Origin of the sequence: Roseibacillus persicicus, assembly GCF_014651675.1 — a bacterium.
Taxonomy (GTDB): Bacteria; Verrucomicrobiota; Verrucomicrobiia; order Verrucomicrobiales; family Akkermansiaceae; genus Roseibacillus; species Roseibacillus persicicus.
Map to the genome: position 1 here is coordinate 215,890 of NZ_BMXI01000005.1, position 15,988 is coordinate 231,877.

Below are 15,988 nucleotides of genomic sequence, written 5' to 3' on the forward strand. Positions count from 1 at the left end.
TTAGATTTTCATTGGGCCGATCAAGCCCTTGAGGGTTTCTGCTGTGAGGGGAGAGGGGAAACGATCCGACGCTGGAGTTTGGCCAAAAGCCTGGAGGCCGTCACGCAGGGCTTCGCGCACCGAGATTGCCAGCATGAAGGGCGGTTCGCCCACAGCCTTGGAGCCGTGAATGGTGTTCTCTTGCGTGGCATCCTTCAGCAGAGTGACGTTGAACTCCTGAGGCGCATCCGAGAAGGCGGGGATAGCGTAGGTGCTGGCGCTGTGGGTCAGCAGACGACCGTCGTCGGCCCACTTGAGCTCTTCCGAGGTGAGCCAACCTTGCCCTTGCACAAAGGCTCCCTCGATTTGGCCCCGGTCGATGTCGGCGTTGAGGGAGTCTCCCACATCGTGCAGGATGTCGACTCGGCGCACTTGAATCATTCCCGTGAATCCGTCGATCTCCACCTCGCTCACGGCCGCTCCGAAGGCGTAGTAGTGGAAAGGCTTTCCCTTCCCGACTTCCCAATCCCATTCGAGGTCAGGGGTTTTGTAGAATCCGGCGGCGGAAAGTTGAATCCGCTCGGTGTAGGCTTTAGCTACAAGCTCTTGAAAGGTGATTTCCGCCCCGGGACTTTTTGCGCGTCCGTTCTCATAGCTCACTTCTTCCTCGTCGCAATCGAGTAGCTGGGCGGCGAGGGGAGTGAGGCGCTCTTTCAGCTGGCGGCAGGCGTCGGCCACCGCCATTCCATTGAGGTCGGAGCCCGAGCTGGCGGCAGTGGCGGAGGTGTTGGGCACCTTGTCGGTTCGCGTATGCATCAGGCGAATCCGGTCTGCGGGCAGCCCTAACTCCCGCATCGCGACGGAGAGAATCTTGGTGTGGAGGCCTTGCCCCATCTCGGTGCCTCCATGATTCACTTGCACCGAGCCGTCGGCATAAATCAGCACGAGGGCTCCCGCTTGGTTGTAGTGTTTCAAGGTGAAGCTGATTCCGAACTTCACCGGAGTAATCGCCAGACCGCGTTTGCGGAAAGGATGCTGCGCGTTCCATTCCTGGAGCTCTTGGCGGCGTTCGGAAAAGCGTGAGCTCTCCAACAGCTGTGGCCAAATGAGGGGGAGCCGGTTGCCTACGATTTCCTCCCCGTAGTGGGTCGTGCTGCTTTCGCCCGAGCCATGATAGAAATTATGTTCGCGGACTTGTTCGGGAGGAATGCCAAGCTCTTGGGCAATCTGTCCCAGGATTTCCTCGATCACGACCATGCCCTGGGGACCGCCGAAGCCGCGGAAGGCGGTGTGGGAAGTGGTATGGGTGCGGGCGACCCGGCCCGAGAAGGAGACGTGGGGAATGTAGTAGGAGTTGTCGAGGTGGAAGAGAGCGCGGTCGCAGACTGGGACCGAAAGATCCAGCGCCCAACCGCCATCAGACACCAGCTCCACCTTGGCCGCCAGCAGGGTTCCCTCGTCGTCAAATCCCACCTCGTATTTGGCAAAGAAAGGGTGACGTTTTCCGGACCACTCCATGTCGTGATCGCGGTCGAGTTGGATAACCACTTCGCGATCGGCCTTGAGCGCGGCGAGGGCGCAGACGGCAGCCCAGGCATTGCCTTGGGTTTCCTTGCCGCCGAAGCCGCCGCCCATGCGAGGGGACTCCACCACGATGCGGTGACGGGGAGTTCCGAGAACTTCGGCAAGGATGGTTTGGATCTCGGAAGGGTGCTGGGTTGAGCTTCGCACGAAGATTCCGCCTTCGCCATCGGGACGCGCGGAGGCGGCATGGCTTTCCAGATAAAAGTGCTCCTGCCCGCCAATCTCCAAGGTGCCTTGGAGGCGGTGTTTGCTGTTGGAGAGGCCTTGTTCGATTTCACCACGCACCAGAAAATGGGGCTCGGTATGGAAAGACTCGTTCGCGATGGCAGCGGGAAGACCAATGACGGCATCGAGGGGCTGATAGCGGATGGACACTTTCTCGGCGGCCAAGCGACAGGCCTCCAAGCTTTCTCCCACCACCACAGCGATGAGTTGGCCGTGGTAAAAGACCTCGTCCTCGGCGAGAAGTGGCTCGTCATGTCGCACCGGTCCCGTGTTGTTGAGACCAGGAATGTCTTGGGAGGTGAGGACGTGGCGAACGCCGGGGGCGGCTTCCGCGGCCGAGCAGTCGAGCTCTAGAATTCGGGCGCGAGCCTCCGTGGAACGAACCGGCCAAGCACGGAGCGCCGATCCCGCCCGGAGGGCGTCGTCCTCCACATACCGGGCGGCGCCGGTGACGTGACCTTGGGCGCTTTCGTGGGAGGAGGGTTGGCCTTCGGGACCGGAGAAGGTGGCGTCCCCAAAGTCGCGGACGGCAGGCTCCACTTCTCCCGCAAGGTGTTTGAGGTAAAGGTCGACGATGAGGGCCGAGCGATAGTACGCACTTCCGCGCAGGTCGCTCATGGGAGTAAATTCCGCGGCCAAGCTCGCCAATACGCTTGGCGAACCAGCCTCTTGGCGAGTGAGCCCAAGAAGAAGTTGTTCAGTCTGAAGCGCACGAGCTGGAGTTGCAGCCACCCCGCCGAAAGCGAGTCGGGCCCGGGTGATGACTCCGTTTTCGTCAAAGGCGATTCGAATCGCGGCCGCAACCGTAGAGATGTCCATCTCGCGGCGCTTGGAGACTTTTTGAAAAGTCATTTCGCCTGCGGGATTACGTGGGATTTCGACTCGCACCAGAAGCTCGTCGTCAGCCAAAACCGTTTTGCGATAATCGAGGAAAAAGTCAGCGAGGGGGACGGTGCGCTCTCCGTGTGGGCCCGCCAGATGGACGATAGCATCAAGGGCCAATAGCACCGGCGGGGAATCACCGATGGGGGAGGCGGTCACCAGATTGCCCGCCAAGGTCGCGCGGTGGCGGATCTGACGAGAGGCAAAGAGGCGCAACATGTCGTCGAGGGCCGGAAATTCTCCGGCGAGTGCTTCCTGCACATCTGTGAGCACCACTCCGCCCCCAATAAACCAAGCGGTGTCGGTGGAACGAATCTCCCGCAGCTCGGCGACATTCTCCAAGGCGATGAGCTGAGGCGGGCGGTAGCCGCGCTTGTTCATCAATACCGCCAGCTCGGTGGCCCCGGCGATGTATACTGCTTCGGGATATTGCGATTTGAGCTCCAGTGCTTCCGAGATGGAGTTCGGGAAGTGGTAGTCGTCGGAACCTATGGCCTTTCCATCACCTTGGGCCGCGGGCAGGGGGTGGCTGGCACAGGCGAGGGCGGCTTCCCGAATGGGTCGATAGCCAGTGCAGCGGCAGAGATTGCCGGAAAGTTGGTCCGCGAGTTCCGCGCGGTTTTCGCCACCTGTTAGACCTCGGGCCGAGGCCTCTGCCAGGGAGCAAACGATGCCAGGAGTGCAGTAGCCGCATTGCGAGCCGTTGCAGTCGATCATGGCTTCCTGCGCTGGGTGCAGCGTGTCGTTCGCCAATCCTTCCACGGTCAGAATTTCCCGCCCTATGAGAGACTTCACTAGCGCGAGACAGCCATTGATGGCGCGGGGCGGTTGGTCGTTGGTTTCTAACAGAAGGAGAGTGCAGGCCCCGCAGTCGCCCTCATTGCAACCGCACTTGGTGCCGGTCTTTCCGGATTCTCGCAAGAGGTCCAGCACCGTCTGGTGCAGGGGGGCACCGGAGACGTCACAGGGCTGACCGTTGATGGTGATGTGGTTGCTCATCGAACTCGGGGATTAGGGGAGACGTTGCACGTCTTTGTAATAAAGATAGCTGGCAGGCTCGTCACCCATGGCGACAAACCACTGCGGACAGTAGGGCGCCATCCAAATCGCGTCACCCTGCATTACGGGATAGTAGTCGTCCTCCAGTCGATAAATGCCCTGTCCGGAAAGCATCAGGAGGCCGTGCTCCATAATGTGGGTTTCGACAAAGGGAAGGGTCGCTCCGGGCTGATAGGTGAAGATGTTCATCGCCAGGTCGTAGCGGGGGTCGATGGGCAGCAGGGTCTTCAGGAGAGCTTTTTCATTGCCCAAAAACGGCTCGCCCATCACCTCGTTGGCGTTGCCCAGCACGGAAGGAGGAAGGTCCTGCCCACCTTGCTGATAGACTTTTCGAAAGAGGGTGAGCCGGGCAGCAGTCTGCGAGGTGATTCGAAGTTCGGTCTCGCAAGGAGTGAAGAGGAAGCCGCCGGGCTCGAGAGTGACTTCCTTTCCCTCGTAAGCCACCTGCACCGTGCCGGTTTCGAGATAGAGAGCGTGCTCATGTTTGTCGGCGGGAAAGATGGCCAGTGAGTCGCTTTCTTCATCCGGAAAGGTCAGGAGAATCTGGGAAAGATTAGCACCCATCGCCGGCGAGAGGATCACATTGGCGACCACGCCCTGCCAGCCGGGAAAGTCGGAAGGGACCAAACCGTCGGGAGCGATGAGGGCGTGGCGGGCAGCCACCTTGGTGCGGGTTTTTCCAAAGAGAGTCATGATGCTTGTGGGGTGAGAAATTGAGCGCGTCCGGGACCGGTGATGGCTTCCCCCCGGAGATAAGTCGCGGCCACCTGCCAACTGCTTGTCATTCCCAAATAGGATGAGTGCGGGTGGCGGGTGAGGGACGACTGGCCCTCAATGGGGAACGAGCCTTTTTGCAATACTATAAAATCGGCATCGACGCCGACGCGCAAGCCTCCTTTCGCGGGCAGGCGAAAGCGTTCGGCGACCTTCTGCGAAATTTGACAGGACAAGGACGGGTTGCGGGAAAGCACCAGAGGAAGCCCATGTTGAATCCCCGCGATGCCACCCCAGACCTCGAAGATGTTAGACGAGGTTTTGAGTTCGGGCGGGCAGGGCGAGTGGTCGGAACCCAGGGTGTCGATCAGACCTTGATTGAGCCGGTTCCAGAGAGCTTCCACCTGGTCGCGGGGACGAAGGGGTGGGGCGCACTTGGCGAGGTTACCGATTGCGGCGCCGTTCTCCTCATCTAACAGAAGGTAATGGGGGCAGGTTTCCAAAGTGATGTTGAGACCTTCGGCTTTCGCTTGTTGAATCAGGTCTACTCCTTCGGGGGAGGAGACGTGGACGATGTGAAAGGCGGCACCCGATTTCTCGCAGGCCTCCAGCGCCAGCTCGATGCCCGCGAGCTCCATCGTCACTGGACGCGATCGGCACCAAGCGTGATAGTCCGTGCCGCTTGGCGGTGGTTGATTGGGAACCGGCACCTCGGCGTGAACCGCGATGGGAAGGTTTAGGTCGGCGGCCACTTTGGCTGCTTCGATTAGAGTGGCGCGATCAGTGGCGGGGAACTCCGTCAGGCCGGAGTCACAGAGAAAGGCCTTGAACCCCACTGCGCCAGCTCGAGCCATTTCCGGGAGACTTGTTAGAGAATGCGGAATCAACCCGCCCCAGAGCGCGAAGTCGGTCCAACTCTTCTTCTCGGCGAGGGCTTTCTTTTCTAGCAAAGAAGCAGCATCGAAAACCGGAGGGGAGGAGTTGAGAGGCATGTCGAAAAAGACCGTGCCGCCACCTGCAGCCAGGGCTTGCGAGCCCGTGGCCAGGCCTTCCCAATCGGCGCGGCCGGGTTCGTTGAAGTGGACATGGGCATCGATCCAGCCCGGAAGGAGCATGGCGTCGCCAAAGTCGTGGGCGTGCTCTCCCTCGCCATCAAGGCTTCCCCCGACCGCCACGATGACTCCGTCCCGCACCCCGATTTCGAGAGGAGCGCCGGTGTCGTCTTTGCCTAAGAATTTGGAGTGATAGTCAGCCATCTTGGGAGGTGCATTGTTGGCGAAGAAAGTGGACGAGGATCTCAATGCCGGTAGCGATGTCTTCCGGGGAAGCATACTCGTCGGGGTGATGCGAAAGCCCGTCGCGACAGCGGACGAAGATCATTCCGATGGGAGTGATTCGGGAAAAGATGACCCCGTCGTGACCGGCTCCACTCACCAGCGTGGTGCGATGCCCCGTGGTGGCTTCCACCGAGTCGAGAATCTGTTCGGTGAGCCGCGTGTCGCAAGGGGTGGCGTCATCGTTGAGAATGGTCTGCCAATTGAGAGTGAGACCACGTCGGGCGGCGATGAACTTGAAGTTCTTGAGAAAATCGTTCTTGAGTCGCAAGCGTTCCTCGTTGTCAGCATGGCGGAGGTCGACGGAGAAAGTGGCGGTCTGCGGGATGGCATTGGCGGCGCCAGGATGGATTTCGATTTGGCCAACGGTAGCCACTGCAGACTCGCATTCCTTGGCGAGACGCTCCAGCTCCACGATGCATTCGGCAGCTCCCGCGAGGGCATCGCGGCGAATGGGCATGGGGGTGGTTCCCGCGTGGTCCGCTTGTCCCTCGATGATGACTTTCAACCGCGTCTGGCCCACCAGCGCGGAGACTCCGCAGGCCGGGAGCTGGAGTTCTTCGAGGACACGGCCTTGTTCGATATGGAGCTCCACGTAGCCCCGAACATCTTCAGCCTGATAGCAAATCTCCGAGGCGTCGTTGCTCCAGCCTTCGGTCGCCAGCACGAAGCTTAAGGAATTTCCGTCCTTGTCGGTAGCGGCCTTTCGCGCCTTGTCCAATTGGCCCAGCATTCCCAGCGAACCGATGTAGGTGGTGTGGAAGCGCACTCCTTCTTCATCGGAAAAGCCCAGAATATGAACGGGAAAGGGGAGCTCGATTCCTTCTTCCTGGAGGGTCTCGATGGCGGCGAGGGCGGAGAGAATTCCAAGGGGGCCATCGTAGGCCCCTGCATCAATGACGGTGTCAAAGTGAGAACCTAAGAGCAGTGCGGGAGCCTCGGGGTTGGAACCCGGGAGGATGCCGCGGACCGAGCCGTCGATGGTGTGCTCGACGATGAGCCCTGCTTTCTCCATCCAGTCCTTTAGCGTGGCCGCCGCACGACGGTTGGCAGGGGAAAGCAAGGTGCGGACCCGGAAGTTGGAATTGTCCGAGATGGAGCCTAACAAGTCGATGCGCTCCAAGGCGCGCTGGATGGGCGGGGAACTCATCAACTTCCGCGATAGGTGCTATAGCTCCACGGCGAGCACAGGAGCGGGACGTGATAGGACTGTTGTCCCACGGTCGAAAAGACGATAGGCACTTCTTCCAGAAAAGGACAAGGAGTGCCGAGGCCCTCGAAGTAATTCCTCACAAAGAACCGGAGTTCGTAGATCCCGGGAGCAAAGTCTTCGTCGGCCAGCAGGGGGCCATCACAGCGGCCGTCTTCATTGGTGGTGAGGTCTCGCAGCAGTTGACCGTTGCGGCTGAGAGTGACGCGCATTCCTGCGGCGGGCTTTCCGTTGCAGGTATCGAGAACGTGGGTTGAGAGGGTGGACATGGGGGTGAAAAATGAAATGCGAAATCGCTGCTATGAACTTATCAGCAGTTCCCTTGCCGGGTCGATGCTGGAATTGGCAAAGTGCAGGAAGAGTGGAGGAGCGGAGAATCTGCCGCGGCGTTCTTTCGAAGGTGATTTGAGGCGCAATTTGGACAAAAACCTGCTATTGTGGGAGCATGATAGAACAGAGATATCCTGGATACCGGCCGCAGGCAGCCTTGCCTGCGGGACCCGAACTTGTCGCGGCCCTGGACTTTCGGCGTTTGCCGAAGGTGCTCCTTCATGAGCACTTGGATGGCGGGGTCAGGCCCCAGACCGTCATCGACCTCTCCAAGGAGGTGGGCTACCAGGGCCTGCCGACGGAGGACGCGGGCGAATTGGCGCAGTGGTTTCATCGCGGCGCGCAGAGGGGAAACCTGGTGGAGTATTTGGAAGGCTTTGCTCACACCATCGCTGTGATGCAGACCAAGGAAGGTCTGGAGCGGGTTGCCTACGAATACATTGAGGACATGGCCCGGGATGGGGTGATTCACACCGAGGTCAGATTTGCACCGGTTTTTCATCATGAGAAAGGGCTGAGCGACGACGAGGTCCTGGAGGCTGTTACACAAGGATTGGAACGCGGCCGGCGGGAGTATGGAGTGACCTGGGGCCTGATCATTTGCGCGATGAGGGATCGCACAGATTCGCTGGAGGCGGCGGAGCTGGCCATCCGCTGGCGCGAAAAAGGAGTGGTCGGTTTTGACCTCGCTGGGGGGGAATATGGTCATCCGCCCAAGCGCCATCTGGAGGCGTTTCAAGCCATTCACCGCGCGAACTTTCGCCTCACTATTCATGCTGGCGAAGCCTTTGGTCCGGAGTCGATTTGGCAGGCCTTGCAATACTGCGGGACCCATCGCCTCGGTCATGCCACGCGATTGTTAGAGGATATGAGTTTGCAGGAAGATGGCTCCTGGAAGTTGGGCAAGCTCGCGCAATACATTATTGATCGACGGATTCCACTAGAGATGTGCCTTTCAAGCAACCTTCATACTGGAGCCTGCTCCTCCATCGAGGGTCATCCCTTCCCGATCTTCTATCAGGCGGGGTTCCGGGTCTGTCTCAATACCGATGATCGATTGATGAGTGATACCGAGTTGTCGAAGGAACTCACCATTGCCACCGAGACTTTCGGTCTCTCGCTGATGGATCTGGAAAAGCTCACTGTGAATGCGGTTAAGAGCAGTTTCGCTCCATACGCTGAGAGGGTCAGTTTGATTCATAATCGAGTGCTTCCTGCTTATGCTGTTTTGTTTGCTGAATTGAATTTGCGAGCCTTCTCCGGAGAGTTTGGCGACGCCGGTTAGATTCCTACTTTTGCGAGCAGGAGAGCTTTGATTTCGTCGAGGGAAGTGGCGGTGTCGAATTCGTTCTCTGCGCAATAGTGAGAGAGGAGTTCGATCAAGGGGCTCCAGAACGAGACCCCGTTGGCGTCCGGCCGATTGAAGACGATGATAGGCTTGCCCTCCATCGCGGGGTTCTTCTGATGGCGCAGAATCATGAGGGCGAAGAGCTCCTGCACGCTGCCCGACCCTCCAGGAAAGATGACGAACGCGTCGGAGTTCTCGATCATGACTTCCATCCGGGTGTAAATATCCGGTTGCAGCCAAAGACGGGAAAGCCCGTCCGGCAGGCCTTCCAGCTCGATGATGTGGGGGACGTTGGAGCCTGCGGTCCAGCCGCCAGCCTGGACGGAGCCGCGCACGACCGCACCCATGATTCCGGAGCTTCCCGCACCCGACACGCAGCCCATTTGGTTTTCGGCTAACAGTCGACCCAAGGCCTCGCCATCTGCAACGTAGGCAGGATCTTCCAGGCTGGCGGAGCAGAAGACACAAACGTTGCCCCGAAGGTCAGCGGGTGGATCGACATCGGCGGCGGTGATGGGCTTGCTGGCAATTTTTTCCCGTCCGGCATCAGGTAGGCCTTCCGCGCGCACCTCTGCAAGGCTGGCTACGACCTCCTCGGGGCTGTCACCTGTTAGGAGGAACTCGCGGTAGTCTTGTTTGATGGTTCCCATCTCACGAAAGTGGGCGAGAACGCGAAAGAGCGGGTCCCAAGAGTTATCATCGTTTAAGATCACAGTTGGCTTCCCCTGAAGATTAGGGTCAACTGTTTGATAGCCAACAAAGATGGAGACCGCTTGGAACATATCGTTCAAGCTGGCTCCAGGGGTGAAGACGAAGGCGTCGGATTCGATGAGCTTTTTCTCGATGTTGGAGAGGGTGACGGTCTGATCTCCATTGGAGTTGTAGATGTCCCATCCACTATTGAAGAGGAGGAAAAGTAACTTGGCCCGAATCGGGCGGCGGGCGTCATCGGGTCCGATGACCTTTCCTGAAAGGCGAACTGTAGGCATGATGAGTTGGGTGAAAAGTGTGCTAGCGCTTGAGAAGTTTTCCCCGGCCAAGGGTGCCGGTGAACTGACCTTCTTTAGCGGCGATTTGCCCGCGGACGGTTACGCAGGCGGGGCGGCCCTTGATCTCCATCCCTTCGAATCCCGAATAGTCGGTATTCATCAAGTGGGTCTCGGCCGAGATGATTCCTGTGTAGGCGGGATCATAGATGACCAAATCCGCATCAGCTCCGACTGAGATGTCGCCTTTACGGGGAAACAAGCCAAAGCGCTTGGCGGCGTTGGTGGAGGCGGTGGCGACAAAGGTTTGGAGGTCGATCTTGCCGGTCGTGACTCCATAGGTGTAGAGCAGGTTGACGCGGTCTTCCACACTGGGAACGCCATTGGGAATGAGGGTGAAGTCAGCAGCCTCGCCACGGGGAGAAAAGTCTGCGTTCACCGCCTTGTTCGGATCGGGATGGCCCATGTGCTTCTGGGTAGAAAAATCAAAGGGCGCGTGGTCGGTTCCGACGGTGTCGATGGTTCCGTCGGCGAGCTTTTTCCAGAGAAAGTCCTGATGCTCTTTCGCGCGAATGGGAGGTGACATCACATACTTCGCGCCTTCGAAGTCGGGCCGCTCGGTGTAGCTACTGTCGAGCACGAGGTAGGGGATGACGGTCTCGATGGTCGCCTTCACCCCCCGGCCACGGGCTGCCACGATGGCCTCCACCGCCGGTTGGCAGGAGGTGTGCACCACGTAGACCTCGGCTCCGGTCATTTCGGCAAAAGTCATGAAGTGGTGGCAGCCCTCCGCTTCCACTGTAACGGGGCGCGAGGGTTCGTGCCACTCGGGCCCGACTTTACCCTCCGCGACCAGTGCCGCCTGCGTTTGGGCGACGAGGTCGGCATTCTCGCAATGGGCGGTGACGACGACATCGAGTTCTTTGGCCAGCTTGAGAGTGGCGTAGAGCTCGGCATCATCAATTCCGAAGGCGCCTTTGTAGGCGAGAAAGACTTTGAAGGAGGTAATCCCATAGTCCGCCACAATGGTGCGCAACTGGCTTTCGGCGAGTTCGTCGAAACGGGTCACGCCCATGTGGAATGTGTAGTCGCAGGCAGAGAGTCCTTCCGCCTTGGAATTCCAAAGCTGCAGGGCTTCCAACGGTTCTTCCGCTCGGGAGGGGCAGCACATCTCGATCAAAGTCGTTGTGCCTCCCACCAGCGCGGCGCGACTGGCACTGGCGTAATCGTCCTTGGAAAAGGTGCCCATGAAGGGTAGGTAAATGTGGACGTGGGGGTCGATGAAGCCGGGGAATACGAACTTCCCAGTCGCATCGATGACTTCGTCAGCGTCGAAGTCGAGGTCTTTGCCGATGGCGGTGATTTGTTCGTCCTCGCAGTAGATATCTGCGAAGTAGCGTCCGCCTGCAGTGACGATTTCTCCGTTTTTGATCAGAAGTGACATAGCCGTGTTAGATTCTGTTAGTCCTGGTGCCAGACATCGCCTTCGCCAGGAGCAAACCAGCGTTCGGTATAGACCTTGGCTCGGGTGAAAAACATGACCGACTCCCGACCCTGCAGGTGAAGGTCGCCGAAGAAGGAATAGTCCCATCCCGAGAAGGGGAAGTAGGCGAGGGGGGCGGGGACGCCGACATTGATGCCAATCATTCCCGCCTTGACCCGGTGGCGGAACTCGCGCGCGAGCCGTCCGCTCTGGGTGTAGATACAAGCTCCATTGCCGAAGGAGACTTTGCCCGCCAGATCAAGGGCTTCCTCGAGGTCGTTCATGCGCATCACATTGAGGACCGGCCCGAAGACCTCTTCTTGGAAGATGGTCATTCCAGGCTTCACCTTGTCGACCACTGACGCTCCCAGGTAAAAGCCATCCGGATAGTCCGCGACTTGGGCATTGCGGCCGTCGACGAGAAGGTCGCAGCCTTCGTCCACCGCAGATTGGATGAGAGATGAGACCCGGTCGCGATGCTGGGGAGTGATGACGCCGCCGAGTTTGGCCTCGGGCGAGAGGTGGGTGGGACCGACTTTGAGAGCTGAAGCAGAATCCACGATTGCGGGGATAAAGCGCTCGGAAGCTTCGCCCACGGTCACTGCCGTGGAACCGGCCATGCACCGTTGGCCGGAGCAGCCAAAGGCGGCATCGGTAAGGCCTTCGACCGCCTTTCCAAAATCTGCATCGGGCATCACGACGACGAAGTTTTTTGCGCCCCCAGCCGCTTGCACGCGTTTTCCATGGGCTGTTCCGGTCTTGTGAATATATTCCGCGATGGGGGAGCTTCCGACAAAGGAGATCGCTGCGACGTCAGGGTGTTCCAATAGGGCATCGACGCACTCCTTGCCACCGTGAACGACAGAGAAGACTCCGGGGGGAAGGCCGGCTTCTTCTAACAACTCGATGAGCTTGATTCCGGTCAGCGGCACTTTCTCGCTAGGCTTCAGAATGAAGCAGTTTCCGCACGCGAGCGCCATGGGATACATCCACATGGGAACCAGGGCAGGAAAGTTATAAGGGCAAATCCCCACACAAACTCCGATAGGTTGCCGAACCATCGAGCAGTCGATTCCTGGCGCGACATTCTCGAGGACCTCGCCCTTGAGCATGTCGGTAATACCGCAGGCATACTCCGCAACCTCGATTCCGCGACGGAGGTCGCCCCGGGCCTCGGTCATGGTCTTGCCGTGCTCCACCACTATCATGGCGGCAAGCTCCTCAAAGTTTTCTTCTAACAGCGCGCAATAGCGCATCATGATGCGGACGCGCATCACGGGTGGAGTCTGCCACCAGCCTTCAAAGGCCGCGGTGGCGGCGGCGACTGCGGAGTCGACAACGTCCGCACCACACATGGGCACTTTGGCGATGACTTCACCAGTGGAAGGGTTGTGGACATCGCTGGTCTCAGCGGTCTCGGGGACGGACCAGGTTCCGTTGATGAGGATGGGGCAGGGGGAAAGAGCCATGATTTTAGTTTCCAGCGAGTTGATCGGATTGCTTGACGAAGTCGTCGCCATCCCATTCGCCATCACTGGCGACCATCGCTTCCTTGGCTGCCTTCTCCGCGGACTTGCGCTCGGTCTGCATGCGGACCAGTTCGGCGTGGGTAGTGAAGCAGTCGAGAGCTTGACCCCTGAAATCGTCCAAGGTCTCGAAGCCCTTGCTGTCCATGAATTCCAAAAGCTGGTCGCACATCGTCTTCACGTGGCCATAGCCGAACTTCATGACGCCGGTACAGACTTGGACCGTATCTCCACCGAGGAGGATGAACTCGGCGGCGTCGCGACCGGTCTCGACCCCGCCGATAGCGGAAAGAGAGCGGCCTGGGAATTCCTTGCGGATCAGTTGGGCGATCTCCATCACCATTCGGAGAGCAATGGGCTTGACCGCCCGAGAGGAGTAGCCACCGGGGGTGGTGTAGCCTTCCACCGTTGGCATGGGGCGCAAGGTCTCCAGGTCGACCCCCATCACCGAGCGGATGGTGTTGATGGCCGCGATGCCTTCGCAACCGTTGGCGAGGGCGGCGCGGGAGGGGTCTTCGATATGAGTCACGTTGGGGGTCATCTTGGCCCAGACGGGGATCTTGGAGACGGCGTTGACCCAAGAGCACACTTCCCCAAGAATGTCTGGATCCTGGCCCATGGCGGCTCCCATTTTTCGTTCAGGGAGTCCGTGGGGGCAGGAGAAATTGAGTTCAAAGGCGTCCACACCCACCTCTTGGCAACGTTCGGTGATCTCGCACCAGGCGTCTTTGTTGAACTCCTCCATGATGGAAGCGATGAGCACTCCGTCGGGATACTCGTCTTTGCATTCTTTGAATTCATCCAGCCATTTCTCGAAAGGACGGTCGCTGATGAGCTCGATATTCTCCCACCCAATGACTTCCTTGCCATCGGTGGAGTGAAGCTTGGCATAGCGGGGACCAACGTTGACGACCTTGGAGGCGTCCAGGCTGACGGTCTTGGCGATCACTCCACCCCATCCCTCTTTAAAGGCTCGTTTGATTACGCGGACATTGGTTCCCGGAGGGCCGGATCCAATTACGAAGGGGTTGGGCATCTTGATGCCATCGACAGTTGTTTCGAGGGTAGCCATAGTAGTAGGGGGTTAGATTTGAGTGAGGGCCTCATCGAGGACCGCGACCATAAAGTCAGCGTCTTCCATCGTGAGACACATGGGGGGCTTGAGGCGAATGACGTTGCCGGCGAGTCCGCCTTTTCCGACCAGGAGACCTAGGTCCTTGGCCTTGTTCCAGACCGCGGCGCATTCCGCCGTGGCGGGGGCCTTGGTGGTGCGGTCGGTGACGAGGTCGATGCCCAGCATGAGGCCTTTGCCGCGGACTTGTCCGATGAGGGAGTGTTTGTCGGCCAAGCCAATGAGCTTGTCTTTGAGATGGCTTCCCACTTGGGCGCTATTGGCTTGTAAGCCATCGTTGTCGATGGCCTCGATGACAGCGCGACCAATGCGGGAAGCGAGAGGGTTTCCCCCATAGGTATTGAAGTGGATGTGAGAGGTCAGGGAGGCCGCGATCTCGGGAGTGGTGACCACTGCGGCGAGCGGGAAGCCGTTTCCAATGCCTTTGGCCATGACGACGATATCGGGCTGCACTCCTTCGCTTTCGAAGCCCCAATAGTGAGAGCCGGTGCGGCCGAATCCCGCTTGCACTTCATCCGCGATGCAGAGACCTCCGTGGGCGCGGACAATGTCGTAGGTCTTTGCCAGATAGCCTTCCGGAAAGACCACCGCGCCACCGACGCCTTGGATGGATTCCGCGATGTAGCCTGCGATTCTGCCGGGAGTGGCGAATTGGATCAGTTCCTTGACGTCGTTGGCGTAAGCAGTGGCGGGATCGTCGTGTCCGGCAAAGGGACCGCGATAGGGGTCCGGATTGAGGGCATGGTGGATACCGAAGCCTTGTGGAGTATTGAACTTCCAAGTGCCATGGGCAGTCATGCCCATCGTTGATTGGGACCCGCCATGGTAGCAGTTGCGGAGAGCTATGAGGTCGTAGTTGCCCGTATGGAGGCGAGCCATCAAGAGAGCGAGGTCGTTGGCCTCCGAGCCGGAATTGACAAAGTAGCAGACCGAAAGATCGCCAGGCATCTTGTCGGCCAGGGCCTTGCCATAGAACGCCACTTCCTGATTGGGATAGATGGTCGTAGCGTGGACGAGAGTGTCCAACTGGTCGTGGGCGGCGGCAAGAATTCCGGGATGGGAGTGACCGCAGCTGACGGTGACGATGCCGCCGAAACCGTCGAGGTAGCGGCGTCCCTTTTCATCAAAGAGATACTGCATCTTGCCCTCAACCAGCATCACGGGCTTCTCATAGTAGGTCAGGAGAGCTGGCGTCAGGTGCTCCTGACGCAGTCGCATGACTTCTTCAAAAGGGAGACCGGTGTAACGCTTCGGAGTGTGGCTAAAAGGTGGGAGTTCGGGCACGGGGGTGGTTTTCTAACAGGAGGGGAGAAGGTTCAGGGCTTCACGAGATCGCCATAGCTATCGGGGCGGCGGTCGCGGAAGAATTGCCAGGTGTCGCGCACCTCGCGAATCTCGTCTAGGTCCAGATCCGCGACGATGAGTTCGTCCTGATCGCGCGATCCCTCGGCAATGAGTTGGCCCTTGGGATTGCAGAAATAAGACTGACCATAGAACTCGCCAATTCCCCAGGGGGCTTCAGTGCCAACGCGATTGATGGCGCCGATGAAGTATCCATTTGCCACGCAGTGGGCGGGTTGCTCCAGCTTCCAGAGATACTCGCTCAGACCGGCAACGGTCGCCGAAGGATTGAAGACGATCTCCGCTCCGTTAAGGGCCAGAGCGCGGGCTCCTTCGGGGAAGTGACGATCGTAGCAAATATAGACGCCGATGGTTCCGACTTTGGTCTGAAAGACCGGATAGCCGAGGTTGCCGGGGCGGAAGTAGAACTTTTCCCAGAAGCCGGGATGGCAGTGGGGGATGTGATTTTTGCGATACTTACCGAGGTAAGTTCCGTCGGCGTCGATGACTGCGGCGGTGTTGTAGTAGATGCCTTCGACCTCAACTTCGTAGATGGGAATGATGAGCACCATTTGGTGCTTAGCGGCTAGTTCGCACATTAACTGGGTCGTTGGACCATCGGGAATCTGCTCGGTGATTTCATACCAGCGAATCTCTTGTTCCGCGCAAAAATAGGGTCCGTAGAAGAGCTCCTGCAGGCAGAGAATCTGCACTCCTTGTGCCGCCGCCTTCTCAATCATGGCGACATGCTTTTCGATCATGGCGTCGCGGATGACGGTGGGATCTTCGGAACCGGAGTGGGTGGTGGAAGCTTGGATGAGGCCGGCTTTGACAATACGAGGCATTTGGAATTAG

General features: G+C 58.9%; 12 protein-coding genes. 1 reads left to right on the plus strand and 11 read right to left on the minus strand.

Translation table 11 applies throughout. The annotated features are described in order from the left end of the window. Genes xdhB through uraH form a run of 5 tightly spaced genes read right to left on the minus strand, consistent with a single transcriptional unit; the run spans nucleotide 1 to nucleotide 7,256 of the window. A complete protein-coding gene (gene xdhB / locus IE099_RS07740; RefSeq protein WP_189569236.1) occupies nucleotides 1-3,669 on the minus strand; it encodes a xanthine dehydrogenase molybdopterin binding subunit in 3,669 nt (1,222 codons plus the stop codon). 12 nt (nucleotides 3,670-3,681) lie between these two features. Beyond that, the gene (gene allE, locus IE099_RS07745; RefSeq protein WP_189569239.1) at nucleotides 3,682-4,422 is read right to left on the minus strand and encodes a (S)-ureidoglycine aminohydrolase; all 741 of its coding nucleotides are present in this window, start codon (nucleotides 4,420-4,422) and stop codon (nucleotides 3,682-3,684) included. Next, a complete protein-coding gene (gene allB / locus IE099_RS07750; RefSeq protein WP_189569242.1) occupies nucleotides 4,419-5,699 on the minus strand; it encodes an allantoinase AllB in 1,281 nt (426 codons plus the stop codon). The genes allE and allB overlap by 4 nt, the downstream gene beginning before the upstream one ends. After that, complete coding sequence (locus tag IE099_RS07755; protein WP_189569245.1) at nucleotides 5,692-6,927, minus strand: M20 family metallo-hydrolase; 1,236 nt, start codon at nucleotides 6,925-6,927, stop codon at nucleotides 5,692-5,694. Before IE099_RS07755 ends, allB begins: the two co-directional genes overlap by 8 nt. Continuing rightward, nucleotides 6,927-7,256: a hydroxyisourate hydrolase gene (gene uraH / locus IE099_RS07760; protein ID WP_189569248.1), complete on the minus strand. Its 330-nt coding sequence runs from the start codon at nucleotides 7,254-7,256 to the stop codon at nucleotides 6,927-6,929. Before uraH ends, IE099_RS07755 begins: the two co-directional genes overlap by 1 nt. Before the next feature lie 176 nt (nucleotides 7,257-7,432). Between uraH and IE099_RS07765 the strand changes: the two genes are divergently transcribed. Then, nucleotides 7,433-8,602 (plus strand): adenosine deaminase, encoded by a 1,170-nt coding sequence (locus IE099_RS07765; protein ID WP_189569251.1) that lies wholly within the window; start codon nucleotides 7,433-7,435, stop codon nucleotides 8,600-8,602. On the opposite strand, the gene IE099_RS07770 is transcribed toward IE099_RS07765, so the two are convergent. From IE099_RS07770 to IE099_RS07795, 6 genes are read right to left on the minus strand one after another with little or no spacing between them, the layout of a single operon-like run. Next, a complete protein-coding gene (locus tag IE099_RS07770; protein ID WP_189569253.1) occupies nucleotides 8,599-9,654 on the minus strand; it encodes an LOG family protein in 1,056 nt (351 codons plus the stop codon). The two genes, IE099_RS07765 and IE099_RS07770, sit on opposite strands and share 4 nt — an antisense overlap. Nucleotides 9,655-9,676: 22 nt before the next feature. Continuing rightward, nucleotides 9,677-11,095, minus strand: coding sequence for a dihydropyrimidinase (gene hydA / locus IE099_RS07775; protein ID WP_189569256.1), 1,419 nt, complete (start codon nucleotides 11,093-11,095; stop codon nucleotides 9,677-9,679). A gap of 17 nt (nucleotides 11,096-11,112) precedes the next feature. After that, nucleotides 11,113-12,603: a CoA-acylating methylmalonate-semialdehyde dehydrogenase gene (locus IE099_RS07780; RefSeq protein ID WP_189569259.1), complete on the minus strand. Its 1,491-nt coding sequence runs from the start codon at nucleotides 12,601-12,603 to the stop codon at nucleotides 11,113-11,115. Nucleotides 12,604-12,607: 4 nt separating this feature from the next. After that, nucleotides 12,608-13,732 carry an NAD-dependent dihydropyrimidine dehydrogenase subunit PreA gene (gene preA / locus IE099_RS07785; RefSeq protein ID WP_189569262.1) on the minus strand — a complete coding sequence of 375 codons (1,125 nt, stop codon included), beginning with the start codon at nucleotides 13,730-13,732 and terminating at the stop codon, nucleotides 12,608-12,610. A gap of 12 nt (nucleotides 13,733-13,744) precedes the next feature. Next, nucleotides 13,745-15,076, minus strand: coding sequence for an aspartate aminotransferase family protein (locus IE099_RS07790; RefSeq protein WP_229809440.1), 1,332 nt, complete (start codon nucleotides 15,074-15,076; stop codon nucleotides 13,745-13,747). 32 nt (nucleotides 15,077-15,108) lie between these two features. Further along, nucleotides 15,109-15,978, minus strand: coding sequence for a nitrilase-related carbon-nitrogen hydrolase (locus IE099_RS07795; RefSeq protein WP_189569265.1), 870 nt, complete (start codon nucleotides 15,976-15,978; stop codon nucleotides 15,109-15,111). Nucleotides 15,979-15,988 lie beyond the last annotated feature (10 nt).

Excerpts from the sequence above, each read along its gene's own strand:
- xdhB (WP_189569236.1), bottom strand. The coding sequence starts at position 3,669 with ATGAGCAACCACATCACCATCAACGGTCAGCCCTGTGACGTCTCCGGT.
- allE (WP_189569239.1), bottom strand. The coding sequence starts at position 4,422 with ATGACTCTCTTTGGAAAAACCCGCACCAAGGTGGCTGCCCGCCACGCC.
- allB (WP_189569242.1), bottom strand. The coding sequence starts at position 5,699 with ATGGCTGACTATCACTCCAAATTCTTAGGCAAAGACGACACCGGCGCT.
- IE099_RS07755 (WP_189569245.1), bottom strand. The coding sequence starts at position 6,927 with ATGAGTTCCCCGCCCATCCAGCGCGCCTTGGAGCGCATCGACTTGTTA.
- uraH (WP_189569248.1), bottom strand. The coding sequence starts at position 7,256 with ATGTCCACCCTCTCAACCCACGTTCTCGATACCTGCAACGGAAAGCCC.
- IE099_RS07765 (WP_189569251.1), top strand. The coding sequence starts at position 7,433 with ATGATAGAACAGAGATATCCTGGATACCGGCCGCAGGCAGCCTTGCCT.
- IE099_RS07770 (WP_189569253.1), bottom strand. The coding sequence starts at position 9,654 with ATGCCTACAGTTCGCCTTTCAGGAAAGGTCATCGGACCCGATGACGCC.
- hydA (WP_189569256.1), bottom strand. The coding sequence starts at position 11,095 with ATGTCACTTCTGATCAAAAACGGAGAAATCGTCACTGCAGGCGGACGC.
- IE099_RS07780 (WP_189569259.1), bottom strand. The coding sequence starts at position 12,603 with ATGGCTCTTTCCCCCTGCCCCATCCTCATCAACGGAACCTGGTCCGTC.
- preA (WP_189569262.1), bottom strand. The coding sequence starts at position 13,732 with ATGGCTACCCTCGAAACAACTGTCGATGGCATCAAGATGCCCAACCCC.
- IE099_RS07795 (WP_189569265.1), bottom strand. The coding sequence starts at position 15,978 with ATGCCTCGTATTGTCAAAGCCGGCCTCATCCAAGCTTCCACCACCCAC.